The 18,939-nt window shown below is 41.7% G+C and carries 21 protein-coding genes; 11 read left to right on the forward strand and 10 right to left on the reverse strand.

Annotated features, from left to right (window positions below; translation table 11 throughout):
- The first annotated feature begins 5 nt into the window (after positions 1–5).
- The 4 genes from esaA (at position 6) to JOC54_RS00100 (ending at position 5,921) form a co-directional block, all read left to right on the forward strand.
- Complete coding sequence (esaA, locus tag JOC54_RS00085) at positions 6–3,179, forward strand: type VII secretion protein EsaA (protein WP_204463510.1); 3,174 nt, start codon at positions 6–8, stop codon at positions 3,177–3,179.
- Positions 3,169–3,624, forward strand: coding sequence for a type VII secretion EssA family protein (locus JOC54_RS00090; protein ID WP_204463511.1), 456 nt, complete (start codon positions 3,169–3,171; stop codon positions 3,622–3,624). Before esaA ends, JOC54_RS00090 begins: the two co-directional genes overlap by 11 nt.
- Positions 3,625–4,160: 536 nt before the next feature.
- Positions 4,161–5,213, forward strand: a complete 1,053-nt coding sequence (locus JOC54_RS00095; protein WP_204463512.1) for an N-acetylmuramoyl-L-alanine amidase family protein — start codon at positions 4,161–4,163, stop codon at positions 5,211–5,213.
- Positions 5,214–5,312: 99 nt separating this feature from the next.
- Positions 5,313–5,921 carry a GNAT family N-acetyltransferase gene (locus tag JOC54_RS00100; protein WP_367617741.1) on the forward strand — a complete coding sequence of 203 codons (609 nt, stop codon included), beginning with the start codon at positions 5,313–5,315 and terminating at the stop codon, positions 5,919–5,921.
- Positions 5,922–5,989: 68 nt separating this feature from the next.
- Here the strand turns inward: JOC54_RS00100 and JOC54_RS00105 are convergent, their stop codons facing one another.
- The 3 genes from JOC54_RS00105 to JOC54_RS00115 form a co-directional block, all read right to left on the reverse strand.
- Positions 5,990–8,284 carry an MMPL family transporter gene (locus JOC54_RS00105; protein WP_204463513.1) on the reverse strand — a complete coding sequence of 765 codons (2,295 nt, stop codon included), beginning with the start codon at positions 8,282–8,284 and terminating at the stop codon, positions 5,990–5,992.
- A 29-nt stretch (positions 8,285–8,313) separates the two neighbouring features.
- Positions 8,314–8,919, reverse strand: a complete 606-nt coding sequence (locus JOC54_RS00110; protein ID WP_204463514.1) for a TetR/AcrR family transcriptional regulator — start codon at positions 8,917–8,919, stop codon at positions 8,314–8,316.
- Positions 8,920–9,253: 334 nt separating this feature from the next.
- Entirely contained in the window at positions 9,254–9,409 is a 156-nt protein-coding gene (locus tag JOC54_RS00115) for a hypothetical protein (RefSeq protein ID WP_204463515.1), read from the reverse strand.
- A gap of 144 nt (positions 9,410–9,553) precedes the next feature.
- Between JOC54_RS00115 and JOC54_RS00120 the strand changes: the two genes are divergently transcribed.
- The 4 genes from JOC54_RS00120 to JOC54_RS00135 all read left to right on the forward strand — a co-directional run bounded on the left by JOC54_RS00120 (position 9,554) and on the right by JOC54_RS00135 (position 11,609).
- A complete protein-coding gene (locus JOC54_RS00120) occupies positions 9,554–9,874 on the forward strand; it encodes a hypothetical protein (RefSeq protein ID WP_204463516.1) in 321 nt (106 codons plus the stop codon).
- Positions 9,875–9,876: 2 nt separating this feature from the next.
- On the forward strand, positions 9,877–10,467 hold the full coding sequence (locus JOC54_RS00125) for a hypothetical protein (RefSeq protein WP_204463517.1): 591 nt from the start codon (positions 9,877–9,879) through the stop codon (positions 10,465–10,467).
- 138 nt (positions 10,468–10,605) lie between these two features.
- Positions 10,606–10,935, forward strand: a complete 330-nt coding sequence (locus tag JOC54_RS00130) for a PadR family transcriptional regulator (protein WP_204463518.1) — start codon at positions 10,606–10,608, stop codon at positions 10,933–10,935.
- Positions 10,932–11,609 carry a DUF1129 family protein gene (locus JOC54_RS00135; protein WP_204463519.1) on the forward strand — a complete coding sequence of 226 codons (678 nt, stop codon included), beginning with the start codon at positions 10,932–10,934 and terminating at the stop codon, positions 11,607–11,609. Before JOC54_RS00130 ends, JOC54_RS00135 begins: the two co-directional genes overlap by 4 nt.
- A 35-nt stretch (positions 11,610–11,644) precedes the next feature.
- Here JOC54_RS00135 and JOC54_RS00140 read toward each other — a convergent pair whose 3' ends face one another.
- From JOC54_RS00140 to JOC54_RS00160, 5 genes are read right to left on the reverse strand one after another with little or no spacing between them, the layout of a single operon-like run.
- Complete coding sequence (locus JOC54_RS00140) at positions 11,645–12,385, reverse strand: SIS domain-containing protein (protein ID WP_204463520.1); 741 nt, start codon at positions 12,383–12,385, stop codon at positions 11,645–11,647.
- Positions 12,386–12,389: 4 nt separating this feature from the next.
- The gene (gene ulaA, locus JOC54_RS00145; protein WP_204463521.1) at positions 12,390–13,673 is read right to left on the reverse strand and encodes a PTS ascorbate transporter subunit IIC; all 1,284 of its coding nucleotides are present in this window, start codon (positions 13,671–13,673) and stop codon (positions 12,390–12,392) included.
- Positions 13,674–13,708: 35 nt separating this feature from the next.
- The gene (locus JOC54_RS00150; protein ID WP_035441175.1) at positions 13,709–13,990 is read right to left on the reverse strand and encodes a PTS sugar transporter subunit IIB; all 282 of its coding nucleotides are present in this window, start codon (positions 13,988–13,990) and stop codon (positions 13,709–13,711) included.
- A 19-nt stretch (positions 13,991–14,009) separates the two neighbouring features.
- Positions 14,010–14,441, reverse strand: a complete 432-nt coding sequence (locus JOC54_RS00155) for a PTS sugar transporter subunit IIA (RefSeq protein WP_204463522.1) — start codon at positions 14,439–14,441, stop codon at positions 14,010–14,012.
- Positions 14,438–16,354, reverse strand: coding sequence for a BglG family transcription antiterminator (locus JOC54_RS00160; RefSeq protein ID WP_239586512.1), 1,917 nt, complete (start codon positions 16,352–16,354; stop codon positions 14,438–14,440). The genes JOC54_RS00155 and JOC54_RS00160 overlap by 4 nt, the downstream gene beginning before the upstream one ends.
- A gap of 315 nt (positions 16,355–16,669) precedes the next feature.
- Between JOC54_RS00160 and JOC54_RS00165 the strand changes: the two genes are divergently transcribed.
- The 3 genes from JOC54_RS00165 to JOC54_RS00175 are packed head-to-tail and all read left to right on the forward strand — an operon-like array spanning position 16,670 to position 17,584.
- Positions 16,670–16,942, forward strand: coding sequence for a hypothetical protein (locus tag JOC54_RS00165; RefSeq protein WP_204463523.1), 273 nt, complete (start codon positions 16,670–16,672; stop codon positions 16,940–16,942).
- Between the two features lie 37 nt (positions 16,943–16,979).
- Positions 16,980–17,252 carry a hypothetical protein gene (locus JOC54_RS00170; protein WP_204463524.1) on the forward strand — a complete coding sequence of 91 codons (273 nt, stop codon included), beginning with the start codon at positions 16,980–16,982 and terminating at the stop codon, positions 17,250–17,252.
- 29 nt (positions 17,253–17,281) lie between these two features.
- Positions 17,282–17,584 (forward strand): TIGR04104 family putative zinc finger protein, encoded by a 303-nt coding sequence (locus tag JOC54_RS00175; protein WP_204463525.1) that lies wholly within the window; start codon positions 17,282–17,284, stop codon positions 17,582–17,584.
- A 73-nt stretch (positions 17,585–17,657) separates the two neighbouring features.
- Here JOC54_RS00175 and JOC54_RS23060 read toward each other — a convergent pair whose 3' ends face one another.
- Both JOC54_RS23060 and JOC54_RS00180 read right to left on the reverse strand, forming a co-directional pair.
- Positions 17,658–17,780 carry a hypothetical protein gene (locus tag JOC54_RS23060; RefSeq protein ID WP_275582655.1) on the reverse strand — a complete coding sequence of 41 codons (123 nt, stop codon included), beginning with the start codon at positions 17,778–17,780 and terminating at the stop codon, positions 17,658–17,660.
- On the reverse strand, positions 17,777–18,877 hold the full coding sequence (locus JOC54_RS00180; protein ID WP_204463526.1) for a response regulator aspartate phosphatase: 1,101 nt from the start codon (positions 18,875–18,877) through the stop codon (positions 17,777–17,779). The genes JOC54_RS23060 and JOC54_RS00180 overlap by 4 nt, the downstream gene beginning before the upstream one ends.
- Positions 18,878–18,939 lie beyond the last annotated feature (62 nt).

An 18,939-nucleotide genomic window follows, 5' to 3' on the forward strand; every position in this document is an offset into this window, starting at 1 on the left:
TTTACGTGCAGAAAAAACATATAATCAAGCTGTTATTGCTTGTAGCAATCATTATCGCCATACCTTTTGCCTTCTTTCAGTACATAGGACAAGAACCGATGAGAGAAGAATTAACAACTTCCGGCAAGGTGGTTGTTGTTAATGAGGACAGAGGATACCAGTATGAGGAGAATGAACCGCTGATTTTAGGTAATGACATTGTGTCAACGTTGCAAGGTGATTCAGATTATGAATGGGTAGTGGCCGGCAGGGCTTCGGCTCAAGCGGGATTAGCGAACCAGGAATATGACGCGATCGTCTATATTGATTCCTCTTTTTCTGAGAACATTATGTCTTTTCAAGATTCACTGCCAAATCAGGCGAGTGTAAACTATGAAATGTATAATAATTTAAATGCAGAAAACCAAGAACGCGTGCAAAAAGAGTTAGAGAGTGCTCAATTAAAAATGAACCAGCAAATTAGCTCGCAATATTGGCGCTATGTATCAGAGGAAGTTGACCGAGTCAGAGGTAACTTTAATGACGTGCTGCAAAAAGAAGTCGACTTCTTAAATGAAATGTATACATTTTACTCGCCAAGTTCACAAGAATTGGCTGAAGACATTGAGGCGCAGCGAAGCCGTCTTGATCAGTTTTTTGCTGCTACTTCGGATACAACCGATTTATCGGAAAGCTCTCGTGCGAGTTTAGAAGAAGCGCAAGAGGGGTTTAATGAACTGACCGATGCAATGGATCTTTATATGAATTATCACAATGAGCAAACAGAGATGATGGAACAAGCGAACGCTCAGAATGGCGAGCTTGTTAATCAAGCAGTGAATGATTTCCAACAAGCTTTACAAGCAGGAAGTGGAAATGTTCAAGAAAGTCAGAGTGTGTTTGCGCCGCAATTGTCCAATGATGGTGAAAGAGTCACTTCGTTGCTCAATAACTGGACCATTGGTTCTTATGCATATAAAGACGAAGTGAATCGATTTAATAGCGACATTAACCAAGTGTATACTGCCCAAGATGAAGCCGTTAATCGCATCCCAAATGCACAGTTTGAACTGATCGAACAGTATGCAGATGCAACGCAAGAAGAATTGGCAGTAGCGCAGTTCCGTCAAACGTTAAATGTGCGTTACAACTTATCAACGGACGAGCTTCCAGAGGAAAGCCCACCTCGTCCCGAACAGCCAGAAGAAGCGCTTGAGCCGATCGATGAAGATCTTTTAAACGAAGTAGAAGAAACAATTATTGAAATAGGAAAGCTAGTCGGTCGATTGAACCCTGGCGACATTGAACCAGATCCAGATCCTGATCCGGAGCCAAACCCGGAAAATGGAGAGGATAATGAGCCTGAACCGGGAGATGGGGACGATCCTCCACCTTCACCTGAACCAGGAGATGGCAATGATGATGACGGACCATCTCCATCCGAACCAGAAGATGGTGCTGATAATGGAAACGGGGATGAGGAAACCCCTACACCGCCAATAGATCCTCCTGCTGAGGAAGAGACTAACGGTAGCGTAGAAGAAGAGCCTGAACAGGAAACCACTGAAGATGGGCAAGAGCAAGAAGATCTAAATGAAGCGCTCTCCTTTACACCGTACCGCGCAGTGTTTGTCAATTTTCCTCAGGATGAACTACAAGGTGTATGGACAAGAGCAATGGAACTGTTGGGAAGCATGGAATCGACGTTAGAAGTTGCTCAGTGGAGAATTGACGATCATAGAGAAGAGACTGAGGCGTTTCTCGACTATGTGGAAAAACTTGAGGACTATGCATCACTTTTGGAAGAGTATGTTGAGCAACTGGAAGAGCAAGTGATTAATCCAGTGATTGAGGAAGTTGAAAGGCAAGAACAAGCCGTTTTCAACCGAATTAATGCATCGCCGTCCGTGATTGAAAGCCCAATTCAGTCAAGGAATGTACAAGAACTATTGTCCTATTATGGTGAATTGGCCGTATTGGATTGGACGTATAGTCAGCAAGGCAATTTAAATCAAGACCGGATTAACGAAATTGTTGAAAATGACAATCGTGTTCGCGAGGTTCAAGCTACCATTGAGAGGGCACGACAATCAGTCAATTCGTTTATGGACAACCAAACGCAGCTAGATGAAGCCCAACAATCTGTAGAGGAAGCGGAAGTAGAGTTTAATCAATTTGTTGTGGAAGCAAATAATGTGCTGAACGAGTTGGAGCAAGACATTACTCAGGAACAACAAGCCATTTTTGAAGAAGTAGTGGCAATTGTGGAAACGGGTAACGCTATTGGTGCGAACTTATCTGAAAGCTTTGGAGACGTTAATGTAGACCCGGCGCCTGTCGATGGTTTAAATGGGCAAATGGTTGTTTCCAATCAACAAACGTCTTTAGGAGAAGTTCAACAATTGGGAGTGGCAGTTGAATCTCTTAGCAACCGTCAAGATGATATTATTGCCCAAACAGAAGACCTCCACAGCAATGTAACGGAAGTTCAAGCCAAATCGGATGATTTGAACTCGAGATGGTCGGACAACGTTGAAACAACGGAACTTGTTTACGAGGACATTCATACCATTTTAGCCAATGCTCTGACAGATGGACTTCACAATGATTATGTCTATAACCATCTCTCCAACCCAGTTGGTGTAAGTGGAGAGCAAGGAACGGGGCCAGTTGAGAGGCTCACACCACCAATCGTTGTGCTTGTCATTGTGCTTTTATCAAGCTTGTTGATTGGATTTTTGACCCACAATTATAGCTCGGTGCCAATCTTGGTCAATCTCTCATTGTTTAGCATTTTATCGATCATTGTCGGCCTAGTTATTAGCATTTATGGATTATCGATTTACACGATGAGTGAAAGTCAGTCGATTCAATGGACGATTATTACGGTTCTCTTGATTATGGCAACAGCTGGCCTTATCCGCGTTGCCTTCATGGCTGGTCCGTGGGTTGGATGGCTACTTAGCGTCGCGTTCGTCCTATTCTTTACAAGCCCGCTTCTTGCTATGGCGATGCCGAACTTCCGCACGAATAACCCTATTGCGGAGCTCTATATTTCCATTCAAGCAAGCTCGCAAAATGCGTTTCTTGCAGGTCTGCTTCCGTTGGCTCTCATTGCAGCGACAACGATTGCAGTACCAATCATTCGTCATCTGGCCATGAATCGAAAAAAAGAAGAGGATGACGTTTATGAAGTGTAAGACCTTGGTTACCGGGATCGGAGCATGTGTCGCGCTGCTCCTGTTCTCGGGAATGCCAAGCTATGCCGAGGAAGAACGAGTGGAACCTGGTGTTTACAAAGAGCGGGAAGTGCTGTTAGAGCTCCGTCAATACAAACCAGGAGCGGAACAGCGGGAAATTAGAGTGCCTGAAGAACAAAAAATTCTCACATTTACGCAGCCATTAGAAGAAACATACACAGAGCTTCAAGATACCTTATTTGCGAGTAGTGCTGAAGCAAACCACGAGGGAAATGTAGCTTCTAGTGCCGGATTGTTCGCAGAGGAGAAAGTATTGGCACGTCATGTAGTGCCGGTGGAAGAAAAAGTAAATGTGCTACCTTGGATATTATCAGCTGTGGCGGCCGTGCTCGTTTCGGTTTTACTGCTTTACATTATTCCTAAAACAGTACAATTTAACGAGTAGCGATGTTTCTGTGGCAATTGAGGGGAAGAGTTGGTGGCGCGACGAGCCCTTAAACAAGTGCCATCTATATCTTGCAGTAGATGACAGGGACATCGCATTAAATAGCCAAAGCGGAATGTGCAGTAGGATCTGTTCCTTCGCTAATTAAGATGAAAAACGAAAAGACGATTAACCTTAACTGAAATTAACTAAAGTAGTATGAGTGGCATAGCTATGTGAGAGCTATGCCATTTTTATGTGGTTTGCATCTTAATGTAGAACGTAGAGGAACGTCTATATAAATAAATCGTTCAGGCTGACCTCTTTTTGAATTGAGTTGAACAATAGGAATATGTGGAAATCTGCTAGATTTAAGAGAAATTTGACACTCAGTTGGAACAAATCTAGTTGAAACCGCTCCCCTTCAAAAAGCCTATATCAATTCTAGCGCTTCTTTGCTATGCTTTGTAAAACAATTTGTCAGATTGTTAGAAAGATAGAGTTTAAAAATATAATAATATGGCAAATGAACAAAGAGTGTTTAAAGGAGGGAAAGAATGTACCGTTTTTTGAAATTATTCTTCGCTACATCATTCATGCTGTTCATTCTTTTTCTAGGCGGAAGTCCTGTTGATGCGTCGACACATTCAGGGGTTGTTGAGAGTAACGCACCGTTAAATGTACGAGATAGTCCGTCGGATCAAGGCGCTATTCTTGGTAAGTTAGAACCAGGTGAGCGGATTGAATACTTTACCACTTCATCAGAATGGCTAAAAATTACCTATGCTGGGCAGTTTGGTTATGTAAGCAAGTCTTATATTAGTGGAACGACTTCTTCAACAGCTGAACAAGGTGTGAATTCAATAGCTAGATCAGGTATTGTTGCTTCTCCTAATGGCTTAAACGTTCGCTCGGGACCTCAATCTTCAGCGGCTATTCGCGGTCAACTTAGTAGTGGGACACCGATTGAATTTATTGAACGGAACGACGGCTGGGCGCAGATTACGTATAACGGTTCTGTCGGATATGTATATGCAGATTTCTTACAGTCAGCTACGGCAGCTCCGGTCAATGCTGAGCCAGTCACCGAGCAAGGAATGACCGTTGTTCTTGATGCTGGACATGGTGGATATGATCCTGGCGCGGTAGCCAATGGTCTGAAAGAAAAACATGTGGCCAAAGCATACAATGATCAACTGAAGCAAACGCTGGAAGCAGACGGCATTGATGTAGTTGAAACGCGACAAGGCGACGAATTTGTTTCGTTGGCAAGTCGAGTCAACCAAGCCAATCAAGCGCAAGCTGATTTGTTTATTAGCATTCACGCCAATAGCTTCTCGCAATCAAGCGTTCGAGGCTTTGAAACACATTACTATCAATCAAGCACGGCGGCGAGAGCTGTTGAGAGTGAAATTAGCCAACTTAGCAATGGCAATTCCCGTGGAATCTATCAATCTAATTTTCAAGTGCTTCGTGATACAACAATGCCCGCCGTATTAATTGAGGTTGGTTATTTAACGAATCCGAATGATGCGTCATTGCTGCAAACGTCTGAGCATCAACAAGATGTTAGTGAAGCGGTAAGACGCGCGGTAAATCAATTGAATTAAGCAAAATCAGTAGCTCATCGGAAAAGCGATGGGCTTTTTTTGTTGATAAACGTGCATACTGATACGATATAAGTAAAATGATGGTTAGAGGTGGTAGAAGTGTCCGGTTCAATTCAAATTATAAAAGCATCACCTTCCTCCATTATTGGAGGTCAACTAAACGCAATGGCGCTTGGAACAATGGCGCATACGATCGTCGGTTCAACGAATCAAACGGTTATTGAGGAAACAATGGGGGCGCTCTGGCAGCAGAAAAACAATCGCTTCAGTCATGAGTTTGCTTACGAAGCGAAGCAAGGGAAGAAGACGCTTGGCATTCTAACCTGTTATCCAACGCCAGTCTTGGATTCATTAGGGTTACCAACCGCAAAACAAATATTATCAATTAGACGAATGGAGATGATCGTTTATGCGGTCAAAAACATCCGCTCGATATATGGGATTATGACGATGGAAGAAGGCAAAAAAGATGAATTCCATATTGGCTCAATTGCGATGCTACCTGAGAGCAGAGGGCTTGGAATCGGAAAGCTTCTGTTAGCAAAAGCTGAAGAGCTAGCAAAAGAGCAGTCATGTACAAAAATCTCATTAACGGTTCGCGAAGACAATCCCAAAGCACGACAGCTGTATGAACGAGTTGGTTATCAAGTAGCAGGAAAGATAAAAAAAGGCTCGTTTTCGCTTGATCGGATGGTGAAGCAGTTGTGAATGTGTTGTAAGTAGCTTTTCAAGAGGTCAAAAAAAGCTCTTCAAATTCGAAGAGCTTCTTTTTCATTTTATTGCTTCTGTTGTTTTTCTTCTTTGGCAAGAGAAGCGGTTAGCTTTTCCCCTTCAATATCTAAATTCGGTAGGATCTTATCAAGCCATTTAGGTAAATACCATATCTTATCACCAAACATCGACATGACGGCAGGGACAAATACCATCCGTATAAGAAACGCATCAATTAAGATTCCGATAGCCAGAGCAAATCCAACCTGTTTGATCATAATATCATCAGTGAAAATAAACCCTGAGAATACGGATACCATGATCAAAGCGGCGGCTACAACGACTCGACTAGCTGAGGAATACCCATTTTTAATAGCAGCATCTTTTTTATCACCGTGTACGTAGGCTTCTCGCATTGATGAAACAAGAAACACTTGATAATCCATCGCTAAACCATATAAAATTCCCGTTACCATGATAGGAATAAAACTTAGCAATGGGCCTCCTGTGTCAATCCCAAACAGTGAACCAAACCACCCCCACTGAAACACAGCCGTTGTAATTCCAAAAGTGGCTAGGATACTTAACAGAAAGCCTGCCGTCGCTTTAATAGGAATAATGAGCGAGCGGAAAACGACAAGCAAGATAATTAAGGAGAGAACGACAATGATTCCAATATAAATAGGAAAGACTTCAGACAGGTTTTCAGAGACATCAATATTAATCGCAGTTAAACCTGTAATTCCTATATCAAGGTTGGTTCCTTCCGTTATTGAATCCGTGGATCTTAAGTGCTCAACTAACGCTTTTGTTTCTGCGTCAGTCGGACCATGTAATGGTGTGATGCTAATAATGCCAACTGTACCGGCTTCATTCAGTCCGCCAGGTGATACTTCGACGACATTATCTAAATTAGCAAGATTAGTCATTAATTGAAGGTAGTCTTCAATTTCAATAGCTGAACCGCCCTGATCTTCAGCAACCATCGCAAGAGTTCCGTTGTACCCTTCACCAAATCCTTCAGTAATAAGGTCGTAGCTTTGGCGCTCAACGGTGTCGAGGTTAGAGCTAGCGCCAGAAGGCATCCCTAAATCCATTTGTGCAACAGGAACAGCTAATGTACCTAAAATGAGAATGACAAGCGCAACGACAAGCCACTTTCCTTTAAGTAACCCTTTAATCCAGTGATCGGCAAAGGACGGTTGATTATGGTCTTTCTTAGCATACCGCTGTCTCGCTTTTTTCGTCACAATGCGTTCCCCAGCTAAACCAAGCAGAGCTGGTAATAATGTTAGGGCAACGAGCACATCTAAAAATACGGTCATTGAAGCAACAAGTGCCATACTGCTTAAGAATGAGATGCCAATCACAAGTAGCCCACACAACGCAATGATGACGGTTAAACCAGCAAAAAAGACGGCGCTACCTGCCGTTCCAACAGCTCTAGCTGCAGCTTCTTTTGCGGGTAGATTTTCAGTTAAAATTAGTTTTCTTTGTCGGTTCACAATAAATAGAGCGTAGTCAATCCCGACTGCTAATCCAACCATTAACGCTAGAACGGGGGTCAAACTATTAATTTCAAATAGACTCGATAAGGCAAATGTTCCGCCAACACCTACACCGACGCCAACGAGAGCGACAATTAAAGGGAACCCAGCAGCAATTAATGAACCAAGGGTAACTACTAAAACAATTGCTGCAATAACAAGTCCGATGATTTCATGTGTACCGCCAATAGGTATATCGACAGGGATTAATGTACCAGAAGGGAGAACGTGCAGGTCTGTGTTTTCTTCTGCTAGTTCAGCGTAAGCTACTAATTGGTCTAGTTCATCATCGGATAAATTTTCAACTTGTTCTGTCATTTGAAACTGAAAGAGTGCTGTTTGCCCATCCTCAGAAATCATGACACCTGGTACAGGAAAATCTTGAACGATTAGGGGCCGATGAGTGGTGTCGCTCTCTGGCATAAGCTGCATAAGTTGAGCCATCTCTTCCTGCCCAAGACTGCTTTGTCCTTGGTCAAGCATATCCATCGGATTAACAATGAAATCAAGTTCGTAAATCGACTGGATGGCCGTTATTAACGGCTCAATATGCTCTGGAGCATCAACGGTTGTCTCTTCATCTGTATGAAAAATAAAACTTCCTTGTCCCCCTGATGCCACTGGGAAATCGTCAGCTAATTGGTCAAGAATGTCTTGAGATTCTGTTCCGTCAATTCTTGTTTCTGAACTAATATTGACTCCGGCTGTAGCTAATACGGAAATCACAACACCGAGGATAACGACCCAACTGGCTATGAATAACCAAGGTTTAGCGTACGCGGCTTTCCCGATCCGATAAAATAATGTCGACATGAAAATCTCCTTTTCTCTATCTTCTTAAATTAAAAACCTTTACGTAACTGCTCAAAAATTTGATCAACATAATCAAAAAAAGGATGATCTTTTTTTGTTTTTAGCTCTGCAAGTGGAAGCTCGATAACCATTTCCTCTTCAAATAAAGGAAGTAAAGCGCCAAAAACAGCTCCAAGCAACATATGAAAATATAGCTTAGAATAGGTTGCTCCATAGGCTTCATTTAATCCCTCTTTAGCAAAAGTCTGCACCTCATGTAGCGTTCCGTTCACATAAAGGCGCAACGTCGGGTTTTCTTTTGACATATACATGAGGTCATATAAACGATTTAATTTTTCTAATGAAAAGCTATGTTTTATAAACAAATGAATGGCATCGACTGGATTTATTTTTTCCGTTTCAATCGTTACTCGAAAGTCTAACGGTGAGTCGCCGATATAAAAAGCACTCGCAATAGCTTCTTCCTTACAGGAGAAATAATTTGCGAATGTTCTGCGGGAAAATCCAGCTTTTTTAACTACGTCCTCCACAATAAAGCCTTCTACACCTTTATCTTTGGCTAGATAAAAGGCAGATTCTGCTAAGGTTTGTTTTGTTTGGAGTTTCTTCTGTTCTCTTAGACGATCATCAGTCAAGTATGTTCACCTCTCTCCTTAGGATTCTCAATCCTAATCCAAAAATAATTATTGCACAATGGGCAAAAATGCACAATGGGCAATTTCGTTCCGATAGGATAATTAACAAAAACCTGACCTCAGTCATTTGGATTATTTACAAATAATGACTGGAGTCAGGTTTTTAGTCTATATAAGTACAGTAAAATTAATGGAAATGACTGTTAAAGGAGTGAAATGAAAATGACGCTACCAATTGCAATTGTCGTATCGACCGCCATTATTTGTTTAACAGCGTTTGTGACGATTATCTCTGTTAAATCAATGGATTATAAAGAAAAAGAGTGAGCTGACGTTAGTCTCTTTTACGAATAGCGGTGGTTACTTTTGACCAAAGTCGTTGATAAACATCACCGAAGTATTTGTCAGAGATCAAGCGGATGAGTTGGAAAGCAAGCGCAATAAAGAAGAGGGCAAAAAGAATGGAGAGACCGAGCTGAAGTGCGTCCATGTCGAACACCTGCCTTTTTTGAAGGTTTCTCTAACCCTAACATAGCCGGAAAGGGAAAAACAATGAGATTGTGACGTGTATCTTTCCCTTGAACAAGATTATGTTAGAATGTAAGGAATAGTAAGAAGATTGGAGACTGATGACATGGAAACGATTTTGGATATTGGGCGCGCTGTCTTTCCTCTCTTAGTAACTGCTAGTATTGTTGTATTTGTCATAAAACGATTGGAACATAAGTATAAGCGGGGCACGTTAGGTAAGAAGGAAACAACAAGTGCACAGACGTTGTTAGACAGCTTAATTCCATTGGGTATGCTCGCTGGTGTATTTGTTTCAATTATCATTAGCTTATTTTTTGATATTCAGATGTTTTCTATTATGGGATACGGAGCTGGCGCAGGATTTTTGTTTGGCTACATTGCTTATGAATGGTACAGTGATCAACCGGAAGAAAACACCAATTAACCATGCGAAAACGAACAGCTGCTTTTACATGTATTAGTGCTGGTTGTTTGGTAATTGGAGGAATGGTTCTCTATTCATGGCTCAACCCAGCTGTTGTTGCAACAGAGGCAGACTATCACCTCTATGGATTTGAAGAGATGGAAGAACGGGCAGATTTAATTGTGAAGGGAACGAAGAGTGGAGTAGAAAGGCAATTTATTGACTATGACCATGGTGGCGGTCCTTTGAGCTGGTATACGGTGAGTGATATCGATTTGGTTGACGTGTATAAAGGCAACGCTGAGGAATCATTTGCGATTGTTGAGCCTTTTGCAACTGACACAAATTTAGCCGGACGGACGATCTATTCTCTTGGAGGTTATGTTCCAATTGAAGAAGGCGAGCAATACATTCTGTTTTTGCGGTTAATCGCAGATGTAGAAACCGCGGATGCCTTTTCAATTGATCTTACTTCTGAGAAGCTGTATGAAATCGTAGGTCACTATCAAGGGCAGCACCTATTGTCAGATATCCAGTATACAGAAGGTGAGCTTCCTTACGAAGATGACCATTATGTTCTTTTGCATGAGAAAGTGCTTGAGAAGTATAAATGAATTCATTCAAAGATGTTTTTTAAATTCTCTTGCTTTTTAAAACAACTTCATTTAAAATCAAATCAACTACTTGGTAATGCCGAGTAGTTGATTTTTAATTCACTAATTGGTTTTACCAAGTAGTTAGTAGGTGTGAGAATGTCGAGGACTCAAATCCTTAAAGGAATATTAGATGCATGCATCATGACGATTATTAAAGAGGAAGCCGTTTATGGGTATGAGCTTGCATTGAGACTTCAACAAGTGGGGCTCCCAGAAATAAGTGATGGCACAATTTACCCTGTGTTGTTGAGACTTCAGAAAAAAAACTTCATTTATAGTGAATTAAAAGAGTCACCGTCTGGGCCCAAAAGAAAATATTATTACCTGACAGAAGAAGGAGAGGTCGAACTGGAGACAATCATTAATCAGTGGAATGAAATCGTTTTTCCAGTAAACGAACTTCTAGGGAGAAGGGAAATGACATGATACATACGGAACAGTTAATTCAACAGAACAATACGAAACGTGAGTCATTAACGGATGTTAATAAGCAGTTATATGAGGATTTCTTAATGTATTTTCGGACTGATTTACGAGTGTCCGAGCATGATGCTGAAGAGTTATTGATGGATATTTTAGACCATTTACTAGACGCACAAAGTGAGGGGAGATCGGCGCATCATTTGTTTGGGGAAAACCCGAAAGAGTATGCAGACGAACTGATTGCACAATTACCTTCTGAGAACAAAAAGAGTAGGGTCGTTTTTATTGGGTCAATCTTTACCAATATGCTAGCCTATTTAGTAATCATTAAAGGGCTTGTTAATTTTATTCTGCCATTTTTTACAGAAGGAAAAGAAGCTTTAGAGGTTGGTAATACCTTATTAGTTGCTTTTTTAATGGCTATAACTATCCCGTTTGCTGTAAAAATGATCTTTTCTCTTATTCGTGGATCCTTATTCACAGAAGATCAAAAAATGAGTGAGAAAAAAATGTTCGTAAAAGCTGGTTTGTTTGGCGCACTTTTGTTTTCCCCTGTAGTTCTTGTGATGGCATTTATGCCATCTTTTGGTCCTGTAATTATGATTGAGTGGTGGATCTATGTTTTAGTTGGAGTCTTTCTTTATATAAGTAGCAAATTCATAATGAAAAGAACGTAAAAAAACCAGCGCATAGGCTGGTTTTCTTTATTTCCTTACATATAGTGAATCTGTCCTTTGTAGTTCTTCATCATCTCTTCATTATAAGCGTCGCCACCGTCGAGATTGGCGCTGCGGAAGACAGGAACGTCTTTGCCTTTTTCTTCAAGCTTTTCAATCAGCTTAAGCGTAATGGAGTGAATGATGAAGCTACCGGCTATTGTCGAGGTCGGAGCGACTTTTTGCGAGAGCGAGCTAATTTTTACAGCAGCGTCGCCAGGCTCACCGAGATTGTCGATAATAATGTCGCTGACTTCAAACAGTCGTTTCCCTGAAGAGTGGCGGGAAGTAACGCCTTTTGAATACTCGAGATTCGTTAAAGAAATGACCTTCATGCCTTTTGCTTGAGCAGCAATCGCGAGGTCAATCGCAACGGGATTTCGACCAGAAACAGAGTGAATGAACAGGACATCGCCGGCTTTTGTTGGCTTTGAGTCAAGCATAAGCTTGCCGAAGCCTTCCAGGCGTTCAAGCTTGGACGTAAGCGTGATTGGCTCAACATTTAGCATGAGTGACGGGCTGAAAATGGGATTGTAAAGAGCGAGTCCACCTGCACGGTAGAAAGCGTCTTCAGCGACAATACCCGCATGGGAAGCGCCGAAGAGGTAGAGGGAGCAGCCAGATTCAACGGCTGCCTCCATCACTGTTGCGGCTTGATCGAGCTTTTCTTCCTGCTCGTTCATGATGCCGGTTAAAATCGTGTGAATCGAATTAAAGTAATCGTTCATATAAGACATATACTTAACCTCCTGGGAAGATCTTTGCGACTAAATCACCAAGGAATGCCCACAGCGAGAAGTCGTTTCCGCCGAAGATAACAATCCAATCGGCAGCTGTTCCACTTAAGATAGGGACGGAAATTCCAACTAGGAAGATCATCACCACACCAGCTACGGCTGATCCGGCTATCGCTCCTTTTAAGCCACCTGTTCCGTTACCAATAATGGCCGCAGTCCCGATTTCAAAGAAACAAGTAATTGTCAGTGGTACAATGACGAAGCTGAACACGCCGAGGCTTCCTGTTAGGAAGATCGTTGCGACGGATGTCACCATTGAAACGATGAAACCAATTAGAACCGCATTTGGTGCGAACGGGAAAAGAATAGGCGCATCAAGTGCTGGAACGGCATTTGGAATCCATTTTTGTGAAATTCCTTGGAATGCTGGAATAATTTCAGCAAGCATCATACGTACACCAAGTAACAGAACTGTTAAACCAGCTCCGAAAAGAATCCCTTGCATAACGCTGTAAATAACGATGTTCTGATCTGCGCCGAATGCAACAGAAGCGGTTTCAAAACCAATAATCATGCTGACGACGATGTAAACAAGGAACATCGTAATGGAAGATGTAATGCTGATTTCACGGAGGAACTCAGTTGATTTAGGAAACTTAATGTCCTCCGATGATTTTCCTTTTGTACCGAATAACATCCCGACCCAGCCAGCAATTAGGGAAAGGATCGTAGTTGGGTGACCAATAATAAAGTCATCTGAACCGGTTACTTTACGGACGAATGGACGTAAGAGGGCAGGTGCAATAATGATATATAGTGCAGTCATAATGGACGCGAATAAAATGAGCTGTGTGTTGCTCAAAGCATTTTCAACACCGACAGCAACGAAGATGAACGGGAACCAGAATAACATATGGCCCGTTAAGAAAACGTGCTTAATTGGTGTGAAACGAGCAACAAGTAAGTTGATAACGAAAGCTGCGAGCATCGCAATCCCAATCTGCGTGCCGTACTGGCTTAAGATTGTGTCCGCACCTAGTGCAGGCGCGACCTCGGGATTGTCGATGTCGTACATGACATTAAAGCCTTCGGTTAGTGGTGCGATCGAACTCATTAATATATTCGTACCCTGTGTTAAGATCACGACACCGATAACGGTTTTCGCTGTTCCTGAAACAATGGAAGAAAAGTCTTTTTTCAGTAGCAATAAACCCGTTAGTGCAATTAACCCTAGAAAAATGGCGGGTTCTCGAATGATCTCAATGAAAAAATTCATCACTTCTTGCATGAAATAACCCCCTTTTTAAATGGAATCCAGGCGAATTAAGCCTGGATTTCCTCTTGTGCTTTTTCTTTGATTTCCGCTTTGTTCACAAAGCTGTTAATAATAACAACCGGCGTGCTGACGGAACTACTTAGTTTTTCACCTAACTCTTTACTTGTGAAAATGTAATCAGCTGGTGTGCTCTGTGCTGAACCGACATCACCTGTAAAGACGTCCGCTTCAATACCTAATTCTTTTAAGGCGCCGTCTAGATTCATTTTTAACACCATTGAAGAACCTAATCCGAAACCACATACTGTCATAATTTTTAATTTTGCCATCTTAAATCGCTCCCTTTAATTAGTTTAAGTTTGTAATCGTTTCTATCGATGTTGCCTGACGAAGCTGATTGACTTTTTCTTCGTCAATTAAGACATGCGACAAGCGCTCTATCATTTTTAAATGAGAGTCTGCGCCCGTTGCCGAGAAGGAAAAAATGAGATCGACGGGATCATTTTGTTCGCTTCCGAATGAAACAGCTTGCTCTAGAACAGCGAGTGAAATCGCATCTTCTTTTACCGCTTCGCTAGGGCGAGCATGTGCCATCGCAATTCCAGGTCCGATAACGATGTAGGGACCGTTTTCCTTAACTGAGTCGATCATTTGCTGGACGTAATCCGTCGTGACCGCTCCTGTTTTTAGCAGTAATGCACCTGAAGCTTGAATCGCTTCCTCCCAGTTGTTTGCTTGTACGCCAAGCGCAACATGTTCTTTCTTTATCCATGCTGTCATGATGTCGCGTCCTTTCTCCCACTCCATTTTGCCAAGAGTTGTTCTCTGGATGAATGATCTTCTAGATAGTGAAACAGCTGTAAAAAATCTTGGTTATGCGCTTCTTGCATGGCGAGCACGATGACAATATCGACACGCTCAGGATTTAAGTCACCGAAGTCGATTTCCTGCTCCAGTACGGTCATGCTAATGCCTTCTTTGTGAACGTTTTCTGGTCCGGCATGAACGAAAGCCATTCGCGGCAGAAAGACCATATACGTTCCGTTACGTTCAACGGACATGATCATTTCCTGAATGTAACGCCGACCGATATAGCCTGCTTCAAGCAGTGGAGATGCAGCTAAAGTAATCGCTTCTCTCCAATCACTCGTTGATGCCCGGTGAACCTTTTCGTCAAATAAAGTTGGTTCAATCAGCGTTGCTTTCTCATACAATTCATTGAAGCGCGCCAGCTGTTTGCGGTTTATAATTTTATGCGCTTCGTGTTGGATCAACCGTTTGTCGTCGTCGCTCAAAATCGGGCTGACGCGAAAGCGTTTTGCTGCTGGTGCAAGTGAGGACGGTAACTCCTGTGTCGTTAATACAAAGTCAGGCTCACTTTCTTCAAGCACTCGCTCTAAATCAGCTGTATTCACGACGCTGATGAGATGGAAACCTGGTTCGATCTGCTCTAGTTTCGTTGTTAAAATCGACGAAGCAGCTAAGCCTGATGAACAAACGACAATGACCGTAGGCAAAAACGTGCGATTGCGACTGCGTTCAAATGCTGCGCTAATATGCATCGTAATGTAGGCCGTTTCCGCGGCAATTAACCGATAGCCCATGTCATTGGTCATCTGAAAGACCATTTCATAGATCGCACGATAGCGTACTTTAATTTCCTCTGTGTACGGGTTATCAATTTCGATCCCTTGCGCCATTCGTTTAAACGCCGCTTTTACATGATGCGTCAAGTCGTGCAATAGCTTCTCATCGGACTCAAGATCCGTTTGCAATACGCTCGAAACTTGAGCGAGCAGCTGCCTACAGAACGCAATTTCTCGTTCGTAATGATCAGAACTAGCGGCCTCTCTACTGTAGGAAACGACTTTAGCTTGATCAAATAAGTCATCGAGGAAAGCACTTTCATGTAAGCGCGTCCGACTGTCTTTCGTCCTTTCTTCAATCGCCGTTTCGATAGCTCCAAGACGGAAACGACTCTTATGACGATCGTCTTTTGGTACAAAAACATAATGTTCGGTTTTGAGCTGTTGCTGCCACCAAGAAAGAAAGAGACAAAAAATGGCTAAGGATGTTTCACTGTATTGAACGCCACGGACTTCTTGAATCGAGCGCAACCAACTTTGGACAAGTTCTTTGTCAGCGCCTTTAATCGCAAGCCATTGCTCAACCCGCTCTAAATCGGTTTGTTTTTCGCCCAGCATTTGATACAGCGCATAGCGGATGCTACGTTCAGTCCCAATCACTTGAAGCCCTTTCCACGCTTCTTTTACGACTTGAAGGTCAAATGAATCAAGCCATTCTTCCACTTCCGGCATGTACTTCTGGATGCTAGAACGACTTAAGAAAAAGACGTCAGCCAACTCTTGAATCGTAAACGAGCTCTTGAGTGTCATATAAAGCCCCATCATTAATAGCTGTGAATCTTTATCAGAAGCATCCGTTGTACGTTCGGCAAGTTCAAAGAGCAGCGGCCGCTTTGTATCACTTACACGAAGCAATACGCCTTTGCCAGGCATACGATGAATGGCCGCACCGAATGGTTGAATTGCCTCATCAATCTTATCCATGTCATAGCGAACCGTTCGAGCGCTTACATCTTGCCATTTAGCAAGAAATTCGATTGTGACAAACTGATTGCTTTCCAACAGTTTTGCAAGTATATTCTTTTGTCTAGAGGACAACATTTTCATCACCCTTGTCTCTATCTTATCTCCTAGTCTTTGTGCGCTAAAGACTGAAGTATCGCACATCTGTGGCAAACAAATAGCTAACCTCGTCAGACTGCTATGTAAACGCTCAACCATTTACTATACAAGGATAATTATTCATAAGGTAAATCAAGATTTAAGCTCAAATGAAGCCCAATTGCCACATCTTTTTTAGTATGCAGGTGGAGTAGATAAATTATCCATTGACTTCCAAGATTTACTGAAACGGGGCAGGGGATATGTTAAGCTTAAGTAGAATGAGCTGCATCGGAATCAGTTTAGATCAGGAGGAAGGTTATGAGAAATCGAACCTGTGCGATCTGTGGCTACGAGATGTCGAGCTGGAATGCCTTACGTAGAACGTTTAATACAGTGAAATGTCCGAATTGCGGGCGAAAGAATAAAATTGCAAATCGATTAAGCTTTTTCATCTGGATTGGAATGACAATTGGTTTTATTGTGCTTGCGTTAGTCATTCGAGATCCATTAATCGTTGCACTCATTTCATTGCTGTTTCTTTTGATGGATGCCCTAATTGAGGTAGCTTTGTTTCATTTGGAAGAAGCGTAGAGTGGTTTATACAAGGTTACAAAAGAGGAGGGACATGATGAGGAACCGAAACTGTGTCTCTTGTGGTCAGGAGATGTCACGGCTAAGTGTTTTAAGAAAAGTTTTTAATCGAATTAAGTGCCATAACTGCGGTCATGTCAATAAAATTTCAGTGAAGATCTTTTTTGTGATTTGGCTGTTCCTACTTTTCACAGTAGTTATTATGCTTGTTAATCAAGTCGATCAACTAATCATTTCACTAACAATCCTCGGTTTCTTACTGTTAATGACAATTGTAGATATGTTGACATTAACGATTATAGAAGAATAGCTAAAAAAATAGGTGAGAGGAGGAGAACAATGAAACTGCCCACATGTGCATCTTGTCAGCATTCATTTACGTATGGAGAAGCGATGCGGTATCAGTTTTCGAGAAGAAAATGCCCAGCGTGTAAGCAGAAGCAATTTATCACAAAGAGTAGTTTTGTAACTGCCGGAATACCGTCGGCTCTCATTGTGTTTGTGCTTCTGCCGATCATTCAAATCTTTTGGGGGCCGTCATTTATGGAGTATTTTTTAGTCGTTATTGGGTTGTTTGTGTTTTTGACGCTTTTTCTTCCGTTTTTATATGTGTTTTCTGAGAAGCAGGAGCCGATACCGTGATGGGAGAGATATGCGATAAAGTTAAAAGAACCCGTTGTGAGGGTTCTTTTAACGTTAATGTATCACTAAAGGTTTAATGTCCGTAGTCTGGTTTTTCAAATGGTGTAATAGGATTTTCATCCTGATAAGCATGTAATGTACTTGGGGAAGAGGCTAAGAAAAATATGATGAGAAACGCTGATATTGATTTTTTCAAGATTGATCAACTCCTAAATATAGGTTTTTTTGTTTTGCCTGAAGGGCAATTTTTAAAAAACTAAGGGCAATATCTGTATATCCTTTTTTCTCGAAAACGCCTGAAATCTCTTCACTTAATTCTTCTACCTCATAGTGTAGTTTTAATTTTGTTAATTCATTTGTAATCTGATTTAATTTAGCTTTGTTTTCTAAGATATATAAGGATTCAAGAATTTTACAACGTAGGATGTATTCACGATTTTTGTGATATGTCGCTTCCTTTAACGCTTCAAACAGCCATTGCTGTGCTTCGTCAAATTGATCGAGTGCAAATAATGCTCTTGCTAGACTATACTTAGCCTTGCTATAAACAATGGTATCTTTAATTTCATATTTTTCTATAATTAACTTTTGGAAATGTACGGCTGATTGGTAATCTTTTTTCCGATGTGCATTTACTCCTAAAGATCTTATTAGAATAACCTCAGTATGCGTGTTCTTTTGAACTTGGGACATACTGGTTTTGAGTATTTCTTCTGCTTTTTGGTAGTTACCTGCCTCTGAGAATATTGAAGCTAAGATATGTTGACAATAAACTTCTCTTTCAGGATAGCCCAATCTTTTAAAGGAAACAATCGCTTCTTCTAAGTAAGAGGAAGCAAGCACATTTTGGTTAATTCTTTGAAGCGAAATTCCCATGTAGTAATGAAAATCGGCTTCTTCAGCCGCATCATTTACATGCTCTAGTAACCGTTCAGCTTTGCGAAATAGTTTTACAGCTGAGCGGTAGCGCTCGTGCAAAAATTCATGCTGACCACTAACGAAGTAATAGAGATAGTGAAGCATATGGTCGATAGACTTTTCTACAGTAATGCCAACGTGCTCAAGCATCTTGCCTCCTGTTGTTTCATCGGTTGTTTGGTCTCGCATGAGGGTAAATCGATATTCAACAAGAGAATAGTAAGCTAGCATACGGTCACTTGGTTCCATTCGTTTAAGCATTTCTTTAATCTCGGTATGCAGCAGGACAGCTTGATCAACGGAACGGGCAATGATGCAACTGTACCATTCTACAATTTTTGCACCGACTTCTTCCGCTGGGATCGTAACATACATTTGTTTACCTCCTTTCAAGATAATTCCATTATAATCTCGATTCTAATTAAATGTAAGAACAA

The organism is Shouchella xiaoxiensis (assembly GCF_016907895.1).
GTDB lineage: Bacteria > Bacillota > Bacilli > Bacillales > Bacillaceae_D > Shouchella > Shouchella xiaoxiensis.

Bases quoted from the DNA above. Each gene is read 5' to 3' on its own strand.
- JOC54_RS00090 (WP_204463511.1), top strand. From the start codon at position 3,169: ATGAAGTGTAAGACCTTGGTTACCGGGATCGGAGCATGTGTCGCGCTG.
- JOC54_RS00095 (WP_204463512.1), top strand. From the start codon at position 4,161: ATGTACCGTTTTTTGAAATTATTCTTCGCTACATCATTCATGCTGTTC.
- JOC54_RS00105 (WP_204463513.1), bottom strand. From the start codon at position 8,284: ATGTCGACATTATTTTATCGGATCGGGAAAGCCGCGTACGCTAAACCT.
- JOC54_RS00115 (WP_204463515.1), bottom strand. From the start codon at position 9,409: ATGGACGCACTTCAGCTCGGTCTCTCCATTCTTTTTGCCCTCTTCTTT.
- JOC54_RS00120 (WP_204463516.1), top strand. From the start codon at position 9,554: ATGGAAACGATTTTGGATATTGGGCGCGCTGTCTTTCCTCTCTTAGTA.
- JOC54_RS00125 (WP_204463517.1), top strand. From the start codon at position 9,877: ATGCGAAAACGAACAGCTGCTTTTACATGTATTAGTGCTGGTTGTTTG.
- JOC54_RS00130 (WP_204463518.1), top strand. From the start codon at position 10,606: ATGTCGAGGACTCAAATCCTTAAAGGAATATTAGATGCATGCATCATG.
- JOC54_RS00135 (WP_204463519.1), top strand. From the start codon at position 10,932: ATGATACATACGGAACAGTTAATTCAACAGAACAATACGAAACGTGAG.
- JOC54_RS00140 (WP_204463520.1), bottom strand. From the start codon at position 12,385: ATGTCTTATATGAACGATTACTTTAATTCGATTCACACGATTTTAACC.
- ulaA (WP_204463521.1), bottom strand. From the start codon at position 13,673: ATGCAAGAAGTGATGAATTTTTTCATTGAGATCATTCGAGAACCCGCC.
- JOC54_RS00150 (WP_035441175.1), bottom strand. From the start codon at position 13,990: ATGGCAAAATTAAAAATTATGACAGTATGTGGTTTCGGATTAGGTTCT.
- JOC54_RS00155 (WP_204463522.1), bottom strand. From the start codon at position 14,441: ATGACAGCATGGATAAAGAAAGAACATGTTGCGCTTGGCGTACAAGCA.
- JOC54_RS00160 (WP_239586512.1), bottom strand. From the start codon at position 16,354: ATGAAAATGTTGTCCTCTAGACAAAAGAATATACTTGCAAAACTGTTG.
- JOC54_RS00165 (WP_204463523.1), top strand. From the start codon at position 16,670: ATGAGAAATCGAACCTGTGCGATCTGTGGCTACGAGATGTCGAGCTGG.
- JOC54_RS00170 (WP_204463524.1), top strand. From the start codon at position 16,980: ATGAGGAACCGAAACTGTGTCTCTTGTGGTCAGGAGATGTCACGGCTA.
- JOC54_RS00175 (WP_204463525.1), top strand. From the start codon at position 17,282: ATGAAACTGCCCACATGTGCATCTTGTCAGCATTCATTTACGTATGGA.
- JOC54_RS00180 (WP_204463526.1), bottom strand. From the start codon at position 18,877: ATGTATGTTACGATCCCAGCGGAAGAAGTCGGTGCAAAAATTGTAGAA.